Below are 15,659 nucleotides of genomic sequence, written 5' to 3' on the forward strand. Positions count from 1 at the left end.
TGAAGCAATGACCAGACCACTGATCATCGACACGGACCCCGGCATCGATGATGCTGCGGCCATTACGATGCTGGTCGACGAGCCCAGCTTCGACATCAGGCTGATAGCCTCGGTGTCCGGCAATGTGGGCATCGGCCACACCACCAACAATGCCCTGAAGCTGCTGACCTTCCTGGGCAGGCGCATCCCCGTGGCCCGTGGCGCTGCGGCCCCGCTCATGCGTGACAACAGGTTCGCCACCGAAGCCCACGGCAAGTCAGGGATGGGGTCATTCGTCTTCCCTGAGCCGGACACCAGCCTGCTGACCGAGAACAATGCGGTCCTGGAGGAGCGGCGGGTGCTGCTGGAGAGCGATGAGCCGGTCACCATCCTGACCCTGGGCCCTCTGACCAACATCGCCCTGCTGCTGGCCACCTTCCCGGAGGTCAAGGACCACATCGACCGGATCGTCATGATGGGAGGCTCCACCGGACGCGGCAACATCGGGGTCTATGGCGAGTTCAACATCTCCGTCGATCCTGAGGCTGCCAAGATGGTCTTCCGCAGCGGGCTGCCCGTGACCATGGTCGGCCTGGACATCGGTCGCAAGGCCCATCTGGTCGCCGGAGACCTGGACGATCTGGATGCATCCGGCGAAGTGGGCGGCATGGTCGCTTCCCTCTTCCGGTCGTACGACGGCGGACATATCGAGGAGGGGATCAAGATGTATGACCCCTCGGCCGCCATGGTCCTGCTCCAGCCCGACCTGTTCACCATGCGCCAGGCCTTCGTGGATGTCGAGATTTCCAGTCCGCTCACCCTGGGCGCCACGGTGGTCGATTACGACGGCATCCTGGGCGGCAAAGCCAACGCCAGCGTCTGCGTGGACGTGGATGTGGACGGGTTCCGCTCCGCCTTTGTCGACAGGGTCGGCCGGGTCCAGCGCCAGTAGCTTCCGCATTGAGAAGAACCGAAAGGAAACTAAGGAAAAAATGAGTGAGTCAACTGTCTCCGAGGAGCAGAAGAACGGCATACCCGTTCCCGAGGAGGGGACTCCCGAGTTCGCGAAAATGAACAAGATGGCCCGCGTGGCCATCCCGGTGGTCCTGATCATCTTCACCCTGGGTGTGCTCCAGCAGCAGGCCTTCGGCATGATCTACGTGAACATCGGCAAGCAGCTGAACCAGGCCAATCTGGCGCCGCTGATCACCTCCCTGCCCGGCATCATCCTGGGAATCGTCTGCGTCATCTACGGCTCCCTAGGCGATTTCGTCTCCCTGAAGAAGATGATGATTTTGGGCACGATCGTCTTCGTGCTGGGGTCGATTCTGGGATGCTTCGGCACCTTCAGCATCTGGATCGTCATCGCGGCCCGTGTGGTGCAGTCTGCCGGTTGGCAGGTTTCCGGCTCCATCTTCCTGGTTCTGGTCTCCAAGTATGTGGAGAAAAAGAAGCGCGTGCTCTGGTACGGCGTCTTCGTTGCGGTCTTCCGCTTCGCCGCTGCCCTGGGAGTCTTCCTGGCCGGCTACATGACCCTGCTTGACTGGCGCTGGCTTTTCGGCGTGGGCATCCTGGCCGTCTTCTTCATTCCCGTCCTGGCCAAGAACCTGCCCGACCAGCATGCCGCTGGCGTCAAGATCGACGGAATCGGCTTCACGCTGATTGGACTGTTCGCCGCTTCGGTGACCATGTTCTTCACCGACATCAACTGGGGCTGGGGCATCGCCTGTATTGTGACCCTTGTTGCATTCGTGGTGTACATCAACAAGGCCAGCAACCCCTTCATCACTCCGAAGATGCTGACCAACCCGGCCTTCGCCATGACCATGACCGTCATCTTCGTCGGCTACTTCTTCAGCTACACCCTGAACGCGGGCGTCAACGCCATCGGTCTGAACGTCTACGGCATCGACTCCTCCAAGGTCTCCAACCTGCTGGTCTGGTCCATCATCCTGGCTGGCATCATGGGATTCGCGGCCGGGCCTATCATCCAGAAGATCGGGCGCAAGGCTTCGGTCATCCTGGCTCTGGCCTGCATGGGCGGCGGCCTGATCGCTATCGCCTTCCTGATTCCCGCCGGCAAGATCTGGGCCCTGGCTGTGGCGCCCTGCATCTACTACTTCGGCACCTCCTTCTTCTACCAGCCCATCGTTGACACCGCGACCCTGACCGTGGCTCCTGAGGAGTCCGGGCGTGTGCTTGGCTTCAACGACCTCCTGCAGGCCATCACCGGCTCTGTCGGCGTCGCCCTCTTCGGCCAGCTCATGGCCAACGGATCCATGGGTTCGGGCAGCCTGGCAGGCACTGCGCAGGGCCTGGCTTCGACCTACGCCAATGTCTTCATGATCGGCGGCGTGATCATCCTGCTGGGCTTGGTGCTCTTCATCTGCTCTATGAAGATGATCTACAGCCACTCCCGCGTGGCTGAGGACGAGGACTGATCTTCCGAGCTGCTGATTGAGAGAACCGGGTCTGGGGATTTGCTCCTGGGCCCGGTTCTTGTCCATAAGGGTGTGGACAGAATTCTGTCGGGCATGATGGGCGTGTCTTCCGTAACGCGGTTGGAGGATGAACAGTCTTCGGTCTAAAAATGTCCGAATTATGGAAGCCGGTTGGGTGGCTGCATTCTGGTGCTCTAGCATCGTGTCCATGGAGAAAATGACATCGCTGAAGCCATGGTTGCGCAAGGGTGTCTTCTTCTATGTCGATGCCCGATGGCGTTGATGTTATAGCCGGTTCTTCTTCTGATTCCTATATTTACCTCGGTGTTTGAGGTTGCTCTTGTATTATCTGCGGACATGCTGCCACAGGAAATCCATATCCATGGCGTGCTGAAATGGCATCGGGTGAGGTCCCACTGTCGCCTTCAATCCGCAGCACTCGACCTGGGAAGTGCCCTTATGACTATCAACGTAACTATGGAATCCCGCTGGTTCTTCAGCGACCTCGATGCCCTGGCCATCTGCAGGCGGCTGCGCACCAGATACCGTGAGGATCAGCTCTTCCTCCTGGAGTCTCTGAGTGGCCCTGATAAGGACCGGAATCGCTCGGCAATCGGATTCGAACCGATGTTGACCCTGAGCGTGACGGACCATGTCATGACCATCGATCCTTTAGGCAGTGCTCAGCTGACAGGAATCCTGAAGCCTTTCGGTCGGATTGAGCAGGGGGTGGTCCACCATCCGGTCCCCGACATCCAGGAGGTCTTCGCAGTGCTGAGGCGGTTGGAATCCTCCTTCGCCATCAGCGGCGATCATGAAGGCCCCTTCGGGATGGGCTGGTTCGGCTACTTCGGGTATGACACCATCTTCATGATCGAGGATCTGGAGGAGCGCATACCAAGGGACGCTGCCTTGCCGGTCATATCGCTGACTCTTTATCGGGGAATCATCACCTTGGATCTGAAGGCCGGCGGCCACTGCGCCACTCTGATTCATGTCGAAGAGGCCTCTGCCGAGTGTGGTATTCCAAGGGGCGGGGATAATCTGCGAGAGCGCGGATCTTCAGTACAGTCTGGTGTGCAGATCCAGAATGCGTCAATGGAGAGCGGCGGGTCCGGGCATGGATTCGCGTCGTTGGAAGAGGTGCTGGGACTGCTCCAATCTGACGTATCGCCGGGGCAATCCCCTGAATCGAAAGCTGCCCAAGGTGGCATTGGGCCGGACTATCCATATGAGGCCCATGACACGATTGATCGGGGCCGTTTCTATCAGTGGTTTGCCAAGGGCAAGGAGCACATAGCCCAGGGCGATGTGTATCAGCTCCAGCTCGGGCATGAGATCCAGGTGGATTCCCGCATTCCGCCCTTCCAGGTCTATCAGCGACTGCGTCTGCAGGATCCGTCCCCCTACATGTACTATTTCGTGACTCCCCAAGGGGTGCATGTCATCGGAGCCAGCCCTGAGCTCTTCATCGGGTTGACCCCGGATGGTGACATAACCCTGCGGCCCATCGCCGGAACGGTCGGCAATCCCGGAGAGGAGAAGGCCCGCCAGTCGGCCATCAGGCAGCTGACCGGCGACCCCAAGGAACGGGCCGAACACCTGATGCTGGTGGACCTGGGCCGCAACGACGTAGCCAGGTGCTGCACACCCGAATCCTTGGAGGTGGACCGGTTGATGACCACAGAGGTCTACTCCCACGTCATTCATATGGTTTCGGATGTGGTCGGCCGGATCCGGCCTGGCCTGGACAAGTACGACGTCTTCTCGGCCGCCTTCCCCGCCGGTACCATGACAGGAACCCCCAAGGTACGTGCCGTGGAAATCATTGAGGAGACCGAGGTCAGTTCGCGTGGGGTGTACGCCGGAGCTGTGGGTTTCCTCGGATTCGACGGTATGGTCCTGACCGCGCTGTGCATAAGGACGGCCTCCTACCATTCCGGCAGCTATCACCTGCGTGCCTCGGCCGGGATCGTCGAGGACTCCCAGCCTGAGAGCGAGTGGCAGGAGACCATGAAGAAGATGAGTTCGGCCTACCTGGCCATCACCGGAAAGGAGCTGGCCCATGAAAGTCTTGCTCGTTGATGCCTTTGACAGTTTCGTCTATGTGGTCAAGAACTACGTGGACCTGCTGGGCGCCGATACGACCATTGTCCGGGTGAACCGCCTTACGCAGGTGGACCCGCTGGTCTTCGACGCGGTCATTCTGGGCCCTGGGCCGGGGCGCCCGGAGGAATGCGGCTACCTGGGGCTATTGGACCAGGTGGCAGGGTGGAAGCCGGTCTTCGGCATCTGCCTGGGCATGCAGGCCATCGCGGTTCATGCCGGAGCCCGGGTGGTCAGAGCCTCCAGTCGTCAGCACGGCAAGGTGAGCGGGATAAGAAACGACGGGAAGGGCTGCTTCAAGGGCCTGCCTGATACTTTCGACGTGACCAGATACCATTCCCTGGTTGCCGACGAGGCCTCGGTCAGTCAGGTCGCCGACCTGGAGATCAGCGCGCGCTCGCTTTTGGATGGCTATGTTATGGGTCTGAGGCGTGACCGGTTGCTCATGGAGGGCGTCCAGTTCCACCCCGAGAGCATTGGCAGCCAGTATGGTCACCAGGTGATAGCCAATTTCTTCCGGGAGTACTGCGGTTCATCAGACGGGGACTGACTCATCAGGCCGGGCCGGGTTCCTTTCCGTATAATCCGCCGTGTAGCAAGCAGGACTGTGGTTTCTCTTCATCTGTCCTGCAAGGTGCTGTGGCGAGGTTCAACTCGGTAATCCATGGCCTGATACTCACATAGTCAGAAGGGTTCGTGTGATCACTCTCTGATTCGTAGGTCAAGAAAGACTGGAGTGGGTTGTCCGCACATGGCAGGTCGCCCGCTCACTGGGTCGGAGGGTCAGGACATCTCACTGCGGCCCTGGCGCCAATATCCCATGAAGGAGACGCTGCGCCGGTCCATTCCCCGGTCTCTGACCAGCATGCGCCTCAGCTCGCGGACGGTGGCCGCCTCTCCGGCGATCCAGACGTACAGGTCGTCGGCACGAATGGAGGCATCGGCTTGGGTGGCATCGGCAGTCTCCCAGAGCAGCTCTTTGTCGATATCGACCTCTGTGAATTCCTTGGAGGATTCATCGGCTACGGCCGTAGGCGAATGGATCGGCAGGTCCTCCAAGAGGTTGCGCATGGCTTCGATAAGGGCATGTCCATGACCGGATTCGTCGCAGGTCGTCCAAATTATGCGGATTCCTTCGAGTTCGGGCAGCGGAAGACGATCCTCTTCGGCCGGGACTTCGATCAATGCCACCCCTTCTCCCTGCCAGTGGTCACGAATCAGGCTGTCCATTATGGCGGCGATGGCCGGTACCGCCGTTTCGTCGCCCACCAGGAGGAGATGTCTGGATTGGCCTGGGTGAAAATCCATCCCCGCGACCGGTCCCCCGGCCTGTGCATTGGGGCCGATGATGATGGCCTGGTCGCCAGGTTTTGCAGCCTCTGCAAAGGCTCCAGCAGGTCCGGCATGATCGTGGATGACGAAATCCACATCTATTTGCTCGCTCTCGGGCCTGACCTTGCGAACCGTATAGGTGCGCATGGGATTGCGACTCTCTGCGGGCAGGGTCCTCCACTTTTGGTACCAGGCGAGCGGATCCTCAGGGGTCGCCTCAAAGAAGGAAGGGGGCGGCACGGATCCGTCGGGAAGGGGTAAAAGAATTTTGATTCGCTCATCGTACCCGGCGTCTGCAAAAATCTTCAGATCCGGTCCCTGGAAGACGATTCGCTTGAAATGGGGCGAGAGCGTTTCTGCTCTGGCTACGGAGACACGGAAGGAGATCAAGGGTACAGGATGATTGTTGGCTTGGCGTTCCACGGCTGGCTCTCTTTCGGTTGAGGTTTATAGGTCGATTTTGGTGTCGGGTTGTCGTCGTTCAGGTTGTGACAGTTTGTGACTTTGTGGCTTGAGACTTCGCGGTTCGGGATGTCGGGGTAAGTGATGTGGAGGGCGGGACGAGAGGTTTTACATCATCGGATTGTCTGGTGTCGTCCTGCCGAGTCATCCCAGTGTACGTGTACATTACGAGCCCCGCCAGAGTGGGCTTCAAGGCTATGGAGGGGCGCCGGGGTCATCATCGGGGCGCCGGTGGATTCGTCCTTCGCCACGGTGGATGCGATGTCGAATACCTCTCTGACCAGGTTCTCGGTCATGACCTCGTCGGGAGCGCCCAGGGCGGCCGTCCGGCCATCCTTGATGGCCAGGATCCAATCCGAGTATCTGGCGGCCATGTTCAGGTCGTGGAGAACCATGACCACCGTCACGCCCTCCTGCCTGTTCAGGGTGCCCAGCAGGTCAAGGACCTCCAGTTGGTAGGCGATGTCCAGGTAAGTGGTCGGCTCGTCGAGCAGGAGTATGTCGGTCTCCTGGGCCAGGGTCAGGGCGATCCAGGCGCGCTGGCGCTGGCCTCCGGACAGGCGGTCGATTGGACACCCCGCCATGTTGGTCAGTCCGGTCAGGGAGAGAGCCCGCTCCACCGCTTTTTCATCCTTGGTGGTCCACCGTTCGACGAAGTGGTGGTGAGGGTATCGGCCGCGAGCGACCAGGTCGGCGATGGTGATGCCGGCGGGGGCTGACGGGTTCTGCGGCAGCAGCCCCAGAATCGTCGCAACCTTGCGGGTGGGCATGCTGGTGATGGGTTCTCCGTCTAGCATGACGGTCCCCGAGGCCGGTTTCAAAATCCTGGCCAGGGCTTTGAGGAAGGTTGATTTTCCGCACCCGTTGGGTCCGATGATGGACCCCATCGTGTGTGGGGGTATATCCAGACTCAGATCCTCGATGACCGTATGCCCGCCATAGGTGAGGCGCAGGTGCGAGGCGGACAGCCTGTGTGCGCTGCTCCAGGAGTCGACTGACGGGGGTGATGTCATGATGTTCAGAGCTCCTGTCTGCGGGTCATGAGGACCATGATCGCGATGAGGACGGGTCCGCCCACAATGTTGGTGATGATGCCGACCGGCACCTGGGCCGAGGGCAGATGTTGGGCGACGATGTCCGAACCCAGAACCAGGCAACCCCCTACCAGGCCTGACTGGATAAGGGCTGATGCTCCCCGGCCGACCAGGACCGTGGCGATGGGGCCGGAGAGGAACGAAACGAAGGAGATGGGACCGGTGGTTGCCGTCGCGACGGACAGGAGCAGCACGCCTACGATAATCACCTGAAACTGAACACGACTTACCCTGACGCCCAGTCCTGCGGCCATCTCCTGCCCTAGTTGCAGGGTGCTGACATTTCTGTCGAGTGCCAACAGGAGCATGGCGCCAAACAGGGTTATTGTCGCCAGTATCGGCAGATCGGTCCACTGGGCATCGGCCAGGCTGCCCGTCAGCCATCTGGTCGCAGCCTGGATGTTCCATTGGTCGCTACGAATCATCAGCCAGGAGCCCAGTGCGTTGAACCCTGCGGCTACTCCGATGCCGATCAGTATCAGCCGGGTCGGGTCAAACGAACCGCGCCAGGCCAGGGCCATGACCAGGAGGGCTGTCAGGAGACCACCCATGACCGCCAGGCAGGCCAGAGGCATGCCCGACAGACCCAATACGACAATGCCGACGATGGCAGCAGTGTTGGCTCCGGCAGTAATGCCGATGATGTCCGGGCTGGCCATCATGTTGCGCAGGAGGTGCTGGAAACCAATCCCGGCCATGCCGAATGCGATGCCGGCGACACAGCCAATTAGTGTCCGGGGCATGCGCAGTTGGAGAATCACGAACCTGGTTCCTTCGTCTGACCGCCCCCAAACCGCTCCAAGCAGGTCGCTCAGGGAGTAGGCGCGGTGTCCCAGGGCCAGATCGGCCAGCGCAAGCCCGACCAGGAGTATCACAAGCAGGATGGTGACCGTCAACGAACGAATGGCATGGGCCCGTCGTATCCGCTGCAGTTTGGTCATCGTGTCGGATTTAGCCGAATCATAAAGGAGACAAGCATCCATGCCTATACCTCCGCGGTTCTTCTGCGTCCGGCCAGAACCACGAATACGGGAGCTCCGATCAGCGCTGTGACGATGCCCACCTCCACATCGGATGGACGGGTGATTATCCTGCCCACCACGTCGGCACCAACCACCAGGAGGGGACCGATAAGAATGCTCAGGGCCATGATTCGCCTGTAGTCGGGTCCTATGAGCAGTCGTGCCACATGGGGAACCACCAGCCCGACGAAGCCGATTGGACCTGCTAGTGCCGTGCATGAGGCGCAGAGGAGTATAGCCGCAAGCCAGGCCAGGCTGCGGACACGTCCGACGTGCATCCCCAGCCCTTCGGCCATCTGGTCCCCCAGGGTCAAGGCGTTGATTCCGGGCGTCAGGCAGACGGCGAGCAGCAGCCCAAGAGCAAGAAGAGGCAGGACCGGCATCATGAGGTCGAACCGGGCGCCCGAGATTCCGCCCACTTGCCAGAAGCGATATGAGCTGATGACGTTGACGCGCGGCAGAAGGATGGCGGAGGTAAGGGACCCCAGTACAGAACTGATCACGACACCGGCCAGGGTCAGCCGCAGGGGCGATGGGCCGGATGGACCCAGGGATCCTATAGCCCAGACGACCAGTGCGGTCATCGCGCTGCCCAGCAATCCCACCCAGACATACTGGGCTGGTGTTGAAAGGGAGAAGAAGGCCATGGAGCAGACGATTGCAAGAGCTGCCCCCGTGTTGAAGCCCAGAATCGACGGGTCCGCCAGTGGGTTGCGGGATATGCCCTGCATCAGGGTCCCGGCCACCCCGAGCCCGGCACCGACCAGGAGGCCGAGGACGGTGCGGGGAATTCTCAGGCGGATGGCCGAGACCGCGATGTCATCCGAGGAGGCGGACAGGGCATTGAGGATGTCGGAAAGGCTGACGGAACGGGATCCGAAAACCAGGGACAGGGCGCAGATCATGACCAGACAAGCCGCCAGGATCAGCCCGGACAAAACCATGGGTCCGGTTCTCTTGCGATGCATGACGGCCTGTCGAGTATCAGGGCGCGGTGTCATTTCTGACCGCATATCGGCGTCCCCTCTTCCTCTTTCATCCCTTCCCTGCGGGGCCGAATCAGACCTTGGCGGCAGCCTCGCCCAGAAGCCCGGCGTAGGTATCGGTTGTTTTCTGGATGGACAGGGCCGAGGGGTCAAGGGCGTTGGCCATTTCGCTGTCGTTGTCGATGACCACGACGGATCCGCGCTCGACTGCGGGAATCTTGGAGAGGAGGGGGTCCTTGCGCATCGCTTCAAGCAGGTCCGGGGTGCCGTAGGTGACGATGATGTCGACGTCCTTGTACCTGTCGGCGTGTTCGGAGGAGATCTCCTTGTAGAAGTCCTTGGTGCTCTTGGAGTCCTCCTTGATGGATTCGGGAGTCTCCAGGCCCAGGTCGTTCAGGAATTGCGGCCGGGCGTCGGAGGTGGTGTAGACGCTGAACTTGGAGAGCTTGGAGGCATCGAAATACATGACCGCCCCGGTCTTCCCCTTGATGGCCGGGTGGGCTTCGGCGGCCTTCGCGATGCGCTCCTCCAGGTCGGTTATCAGCTTCTTGCCCTTTTCGGGTTCTCCGATGGCCTGGGCCGTAGCGGTGATGACCTTGCGCCAGGGGTCTCCCCAGGCCACCTTCTGGTAGGCGATGGTGGGCGCGATCTTGCTCAAGGTGTCGTACTGCTTCTTGGTCATGCCGGAGAGCAGGCCGATGATCAGATCGGGTTTGGATGCGGCGATGGCCTCGACATCGATGCCGTCGGATTCGTCATGCAGCTTGGGCATATCCGCCTTGTCCACATGCATGGCATCCAAGGCATCCTTGGTCCAGGTCAGGTATCCTCCATCGACGGTCTTGCCGAAGGCATTCTTCTGGATGCTGACCGGCACGACCCCCAAGGCAATGAGGTTGTCGGGGGTGGCCCATCCGACGGTGGCGATGCGTTTGGGCTTGGAGGGTATGGCGGTGGTGCCGTAGACGTGGTCGATCTTGATGGGGAAGGAGCCTTGCTCTTCCGAGGCTTTTGGCTGGCCGGACTGGCCCGCCTGCGAGCCCGATCCGCAGGCGCCCAGGAAGAACAGGGCGCTTGCCAGCACCAGGATGGTTGCGATAGTGCGCTTGAATCGAGTGAGGGAAAGGAGCGGTCGAATGTGCATGTGGTTCCTTTGATCGTGCTGTCGAATTGGCATGGTGCACCAGAGCCAGGTACCAGATGTAGCATCGGCCCGACGGGAAGAAAAGAGTTGATTTCCTCGGTTGCATGTGTTAAACGGAGCATCTGCAAAGGCGGTAGGCAAATGCCGATCCCAGCGTCTTTCTGATCAAGGGCATGGGTAGCCTAATGAACCCAGTCTTCTCTGCCGCTCCTTACACGGTTCCCAACCACTTCTGTGCGGCGTATATCAAGGTTTTTCAGACGGGTTCACACTGGACGTGATGCATAAAGGCGGTCCTCTGCGATCGTCGTCATCGGCCGGGGAACCGTACCCCGGCCCGGTGTATAGTGGCAAGCGGGCTCCTGCGGGAGCCTGGATACGTGCATGGGGATGGGCCCTTGCGGTCCCGATTCCCTGCGACCTTTGATTATCAGTGGATGGTGAAGTCATATGACTGCCGGCTTCCTTTGCGAGAAGCTGATTCCGGGCAGGGTCCTCTGAAGCCCTTTAGGCTCTGTAGGCCCGCTGGTTCAAGCCGCCCATAGGGGCGGCGACTCCGTTATGCCCGGTCTGGCGCCCCTGTGAGGCGTCCCTCGTGGTACTCCGGACCGCATTGGTTCGATTCTGATTTCGATTCCGGTCTGGGTGCACATGGATTTGCAAGCACTGAGCACGGAAACGGCATTTATTTTGATTGATTTCATCAAGCATTCCAACACAGGTATACGTGAAGGCTGCAGGTATCCGCAGGCCGGAGATGATGAGAGTCCGGCCCTGGCCCTCTCCCACGTCTGGCGGTCCTTCGCCGGAAGGCAAAGTAGGCGGAGGGAGGGACCCCAAACAGTTTTATCAGACATTAGCCTGAAGGTGGACCGGGGAAAGATACAGGCCTTGGTCGGTCTGAACGGGGCCGGCAAGACCACCCTGGTCAAAATCGCTTCCACACTTCTAACTCCTACACGTGGCGAGGTGAGCGTGGACGGGGTGGATGCCCTGGCTGATCCTAGCCAGGCCCGGAAGAGATTGGGGCTGGTGCTCGGTGGGGACAGGGGTTTCTATCCCAGGGCCACGGTGATGGCCAATATGCGCTTCTTCGCCGACTTGGCCGATGTGCCCTACCGGCAGAGGGACAGTGAAATCGGCCGTGTCCTGGAAGGGGTGGGTCTGAACGGTAAGGAGCGCCATGCAGTATATGAGCTCTCGAGGGGCCAGACCCAGCGCCTCCATATAGCAAGGGGGCTCTTGGGTTCCCCCGGACTCCTCCTCCTGGACGAACCAACTGATGGCCTGGACCCGGGCACGGCCCTGCGCATCCGCAGTCTGATCCGTTCGGTGGCGGATTCGGGGGTGGGCATCCTTCTGACCAGCCATGGCATGGAGGAGGTGGAGGAACTGGCCGACCGTATAGCCGTCATCGATTCGGGCAGGATTCTGGTCGATGGGTCCCTGGAGGCCGTCCGGCGGTTCGCCGACGTTGGCTGGGTGGCTTCCTTCACCCTGAGGCCGGACCAGTTGGCCGACCCCGGTATCCTGATTGACTGGGTCGGTCGGCGCGGTGTGGTCCTCACACGGCCATCAGGCCCCGACTGGATGGTCTCCATCCTCTGGAAGCGAGCCTCGGAGAAGGGGTCGGGATCTGCCGGTGCAGAGCCGACCCGTCTCCGACGAGAAATGGCCCGGTTCTTCGCGGACCGATCTCTCGACTGTCCGGCAGACCTCCTGGTCAGGCCCGCAGGTCTGGAGGATGCTTTCCTGACCCTGGCCGCCCGCCCAGGCGCGGAGGCGGATCTATGATGAGGATGCTCAGGGAGGCCGCCTTCCAACTACGCGAATACACCAGAACCACCTACTTCATTGAGATCCTCCTGGTAGCCACCCTCTCAACCTGCCTGGTCCAACGGTTGGGGGTCAGGGCCTGGGGATCTGACCCCTACCAGGGGTTTCTCCGTTTGGCCGTCATGGGTCTATGGACCTCCTGCACCTCCGCTGCAGGTCTGATTGGTTTCGAGCGGCGCAAGGGGACCCTGGTTCATCTCATGGTCAGCAGGTCCGGCCTCCGGCCTGCCATTCTGGCCCTGATCTCTTCAACCGCTACCTTTGGCCTGCTGGCTTTTCCTCTAGCCGGTGTGGCCTGGCTGATTCCAGGACCGGGTGCCCTCCCACCCGCCGAGCTGGGGGAGCATTGGCCGGGCCTGGTCCTGGGAGTGCCTCTGATTTGGCTGGGGGCCCTGGTCATGGCCCTGGCGGTGGCCTGTCTCTTTGTGATGACCCCATATGCCACGGCCTATGAAGGCCTGGTTCTTGTTCCCTGTATGGCTCTGTCAGGGGTCTTCGAGGGTCAGGCGGGAGCGATTGACCTGGGAGAGGGGTTGAAGAATCTGATCCCCACCCGGCCTGCCCTGTCCATCATGAAGGCAGGTTGCATTGCATCCGATCCAGGGGTTTCCATCCTTTGGTGGGACCTGGTTTGCTGGCTGGTGGCCCTCCTCCTGTGGATCAGCCTGGCCGCCCGCCTTGCTGGCATTTCCGAGGCCAGAGCCAGGCGTGACGGCACAATCGAGGTGATCTGACCGTGAGTTGGATTCATAGGATGCTTACCGTAGCCAATGTCAGCTGGCGCTCTTCCATGCCTGCTGGCCGCCCCCTGGCCCTCCTGGTATCCCTGGTCGTTGTCCCCATTCTGGACGTGGCCTGCCAGCTCATGCTCGGAGGAAGCCTGAACTCCCCCGCCCTGGCTCGCATCGGATACGCCGGTGGTCTGGTGGCTGCGGCCTGCCAGGTGGCGACCGTCATGGCCAGCGGTATGACCATGGACAGGGAGGAGGGAATCATCCCACAGATCCTGATACGCCGTCCGATGGACCTGGCCTACTGGATTGGCCTGGGTCTTCCGGGTGTGATGGCTGCTTCGTTCACAGGGCTGGTCGCCCTGGCCGGAACCCTGGTCCTGAATGTCGGACACAGCCCGTCCGATTTTCTCCGGGCCCTGAGCCTCCTGCCCACCGCCCTATTTGCAGGTTTGGCCTTGGGACTCCTTGTAGGTGGCCTCGGCCTGCTGACTGCGGATTCCTTCGCCCCGCTGAATGCGGTCACTGTCCTTCTGCCAGTGGTTGTGGGTGTGGTCGTGCCTGCCGAAGCCTACCCGGCCCCACTTCGTTGGATCGCAACCATCCTCCCTTTGGGGGTCACGGTTCAGGCCGTGGGAGATTATGGCCTATCCTGGACGGCGGTCCTCCTTGCTGAAGCCGTCAGGGGTCTGATGGAAGTGGCCATCGGTCTGGTGGCTTCTGTAGTGGCCCTGCACAGAATACGGTCAGGCGCACACCTGAGGTTGTGATTCAATCCGGCGGCGATTGGCTGTCCCATGAACGGACGTAGAAGGCGGGAGCGGCTGTGTGCGTGCATGCACCCCTCCCTCCTGTCTCAGGTGTTCGTCTAGCAAGACATTATGTCAGCGTGAGAATCCGTTTCGGCTCCTTTATCTTTCTTTATTTTCGGTCTTTAGTCTGGCTCCTGCTACAAGGAAACGAATAGGAGCTGACCATGCGTTACATATTGAGGACCGAGGGGCTGACCAAGGTCTTCGGCCACGGACAGCGGGCCGTCGACCAAGTGTCCCTGCATGTCCCTGAGGGCGGAGTCTACGGGCTCCTGGGTCCAAACGGGGCCGGCAAGTCCACCACACTGAAGATGGTTACAGGCATGCTGCACCCTACTGGCGGATCGATGATTCTGGATGGGCACCCCTGGTCGCGCCGGGACCTCTACGACATCGGCGCCCTGATCGAGCAGCCGCCCGTCTACCCAAACCTGACGGCCCGCCAGAACCTCAAGGTGCGCACAACCCTCTTTGGCCTGCCCGATGAGCGGATCGACCAGGCGCTCTCCATTGCCGGACTTACCGATACAGGCTCCAAGAAGGCCGGACAGTTCTCCCTGGGTATGAAGCAGCGCCTGGGAATAGCCAACGCCATCCTGACCAACCCTCGTCTGCTGATCCTGGACGAGCCCACCAACGGGCTGGACCCGCTGGGGATCGAGGAGCTGAGGGGGATGATCCGCAGCTTCCCGCAGCAGGGGATGAGCGTGATCGTCTCCAGCCATATCCTCTCGGAGGTGTCGATCCTGGCGGATCACATCGGCATCATCGCCGATGGCCGCCTGGCCTACGAGAATGAACTGCACGCCGGGGAGGACCTGGAGGGGCTGTTCATGGACGTGCTCAGGAGGTCGCAATGAACAAGGGGAATGCCAGCGAACTCATCCAGCAGAATACGGCTACTTCAGACGCTCGAGCCGTGACAAAGGCTAGAACACGGGGAAGAGACATCCCCTTCGGCAGAATTCTGGCAGCGGAGATCATGAAGGGCAGGTCGGCTGCGCCCAGGCGGATGGCCTTGGCTTTCCCTCTAGTGCTCATTGTCATCGTGGCTTGCTTCGCGTTCGGACTGCACATCTGGATGCCCTCCTGGGTCAACTATTGGTATGTTCTGCTCCTTCCTGCCATGATTGCCCTGATAAGCGTTGCCGTGGCCAACATCGACGGAAAGCAACGGTGGAGGACCACCCTGTCCCTGCCCGCCGCGCCCGTTATGGTCTGGTGGGCCAAGATCGTCTACTGCCTGCTTCTGGTCGGCCTCGCCACCCTGCTGGCTCTGGGCCTTTCGGCACTCATGGTCGCTGTCTCCAGGGTCAGGGGACCCTCCCTAGTCGACTTTATAGTCAGCGCCCTGATGCTGGTCCTGGCCTGCTCCTGGATGATACCGACGGGACTGGCACTGACCGCCAGGTTCGGCGTTCTGATCGGATTCGGCCTGCCTTACATGGTGGACTTGCTGGTCTCGATCACCTTCTGGGGAAACATACGGCTATGGCCCTTCCTGCCGCCCGCTGCCATGATCAACCTGCCGGTGCCCTTCATGAAGGTCATGCCTGATGGTGTGCCTCTGGAGACCGAAGATAACAGTCCCATCAAGGCTGCGTTATCCGTCTTCGGCGGGCAAAGCCTGACGGCCTTGGTGGCCTGTCTGGTCTGGTTCCTGCTCCTGTCCGTCCTGACGGGCATCTGGTTCTCGCGGAAGGAGACCAACTGA

At 60.8% G+C, this 15,659-nt stretch carries 14 protein-coding genes; 9 read left to right on the forward strand and 5 right to left on the reverse strand.

Translation table 11 applies throughout. The features are described from left to right. The first annotated feature begins 7 nt into the window (after positions 1-7). From H3T88_RS00210 to H3T88_RS00225, 4 genes are all read left to right on the forward strand, one after another. Positions 8-931, forward strand: coding sequence for a nucleoside hydrolase (locus H3T88_RS00210; RefSeq protein ID WP_198203162.1), 924 nt, complete (start codon positions 8-10; stop codon positions 929-931). 40 nt (positions 932-971) lie between these two features. Next, positions 972-2,420, forward strand: coding sequence for an MFS transporter (locus tag H3T88_RS00215; RefSeq protein ID WP_046323515.1), 1,449 nt, complete (start codon positions 972-974; stop codon positions 2,418-2,420). A gap of 459 nt (positions 2,421-2,879) precedes the next feature. Beyond that, positions 2,880-4,505, forward strand: coding sequence for an anthranilate synthase component I family protein (locus tag H3T88_RS00220; protein ID WP_198203163.1), 1,626 nt, complete (start codon positions 2,880-2,882; stop codon positions 4,503-4,505). After that, positions 4,486-5,076, forward strand: a complete 591-nt coding sequence (locus H3T88_RS00225; protein ID WP_198203164.1) for an anthranilate synthase component II — start codon at positions 4,486-4,488, stop codon at positions 5,074-5,076. Before H3T88_RS00220 ends, H3T88_RS00225 begins: the two co-directional genes overlap by 20 nt. A 233-nt stretch (positions 5,077-5,309) precedes the next feature. Here H3T88_RS00225 and H3T88_RS00230 read toward each other — a convergent pair whose 3' ends face one another. From H3T88_RS00230 to H3T88_RS00250, 5 genes are all read right to left on the reverse strand, one after another. Continuing rightward, a complete protein-coding gene (locus H3T88_RS00230) occupies positions 5,310-6,281 on the reverse strand; it encodes a siderophore-interacting protein (protein ID WP_198203165.1) in 972 nt (323 codons plus the stop codon). 152 nt (positions 6,282-6,433) lie between these two features. Continuing rightward, entirely contained in the window at positions 6,434-7,333 is a 900-nt protein-coding gene (locus H3T88_RS00235) for an ABC transporter ATP-binding protein (protein WP_198203166.1), read from the reverse strand. A gap of 5 nt (positions 7,334-7,338) precedes the next feature. Then, positions 7,339-8,355: a FecCD family ABC transporter permease gene (locus H3T88_RS00240; RefSeq protein ID WP_198203167.1), complete on the reverse strand. Its 1,017-nt coding sequence runs from the start codon at positions 8,353-8,355 to the stop codon at positions 7,339-7,341. A gap of 44 nt (positions 8,356-8,399) precedes the next feature. Then, positions 8,400-9,404, reverse strand: coding sequence for a FecCD family ABC transporter permease (locus tag H3T88_RS00245; protein ID WP_232347036.1), 1,005 nt, complete (start codon positions 9,402-9,404; stop codon positions 8,400-8,402). A gap of 91 nt (positions 9,405-9,495) precedes the next feature. Then, positions 9,496-10,566 (reverse strand): iron-siderophore ABC transporter substrate-binding protein, encoded by a 1,071-nt coding sequence (locus tag H3T88_RS00250; protein WP_198203169.1) that lies wholly within the window; start codon positions 10,564-10,566, stop codon positions 9,496-9,498. A gap of 651 nt (positions 10,567-11,217) precedes the next feature. Here H3T88_RS00250 and H3T88_RS00255 point away from each other — a divergent pair. From H3T88_RS00255 to H3T88_RS00275, 5 genes are all read left to right on the forward strand, one after another. Beyond that, the gene (locus H3T88_RS00255; protein ID WP_198203170.1) at positions 11,218-12,360 is read left to right on the forward strand and encodes an ABC transporter ATP-binding protein; all 1,143 of its coding nucleotides are present in this window, start codon (positions 11,218-11,220) and stop codon (positions 12,358-12,360) included. Beyond that, entirely contained in the window at positions 12,357-13,136 is a 780-nt protein-coding gene (locus tag H3T88_RS00260; RefSeq protein WP_198203171.1) for a multidrug ABC transporter permease, read from the forward strand. The genes H3T88_RS00255 and H3T88_RS00260 overlap by 4 nt, the downstream gene beginning before the upstream one ends. Positions 13,137-13,138: 2 nt before the next feature. Beyond that, entirely contained in the window at positions 13,139-13,903 is a 765-nt protein-coding gene (locus H3T88_RS00265; protein ID WP_198203172.1) for a hypothetical protein, read from the forward strand. 206 nt (positions 13,904-14,109) lie between these two features. Continuing rightward, positions 14,110-14,805, forward strand: a complete 696-nt coding sequence (locus tag H3T88_RS00270) for a lantibiotic protection ABC transporter ATP-binding protein (RefSeq protein ID WP_198203173.1) — start codon at positions 14,110-14,112, stop codon at positions 14,803-14,805. Further along, positions 14,802-15,659, forward strand: a complete 858-nt coding sequence (locus H3T88_RS00275) for a hypothetical protein (protein ID WP_198203174.1) — start codon at positions 14,802-14,804, stop codon at positions 15,657-15,659. The genes H3T88_RS00270 and H3T88_RS00275 overlap by 4 nt, the downstream gene beginning before the upstream one ends.

Origin of the sequence: Bifidobacterium sp. W8110 (assembly GCF_016101375.1) — a bacterium.
Lineage (GTDB): Bacteria > Actinomycetota > Actinomycetes > Actinomycetales > Bifidobacteriaceae > Bombiscardovia > Bombiscardovia asteroides.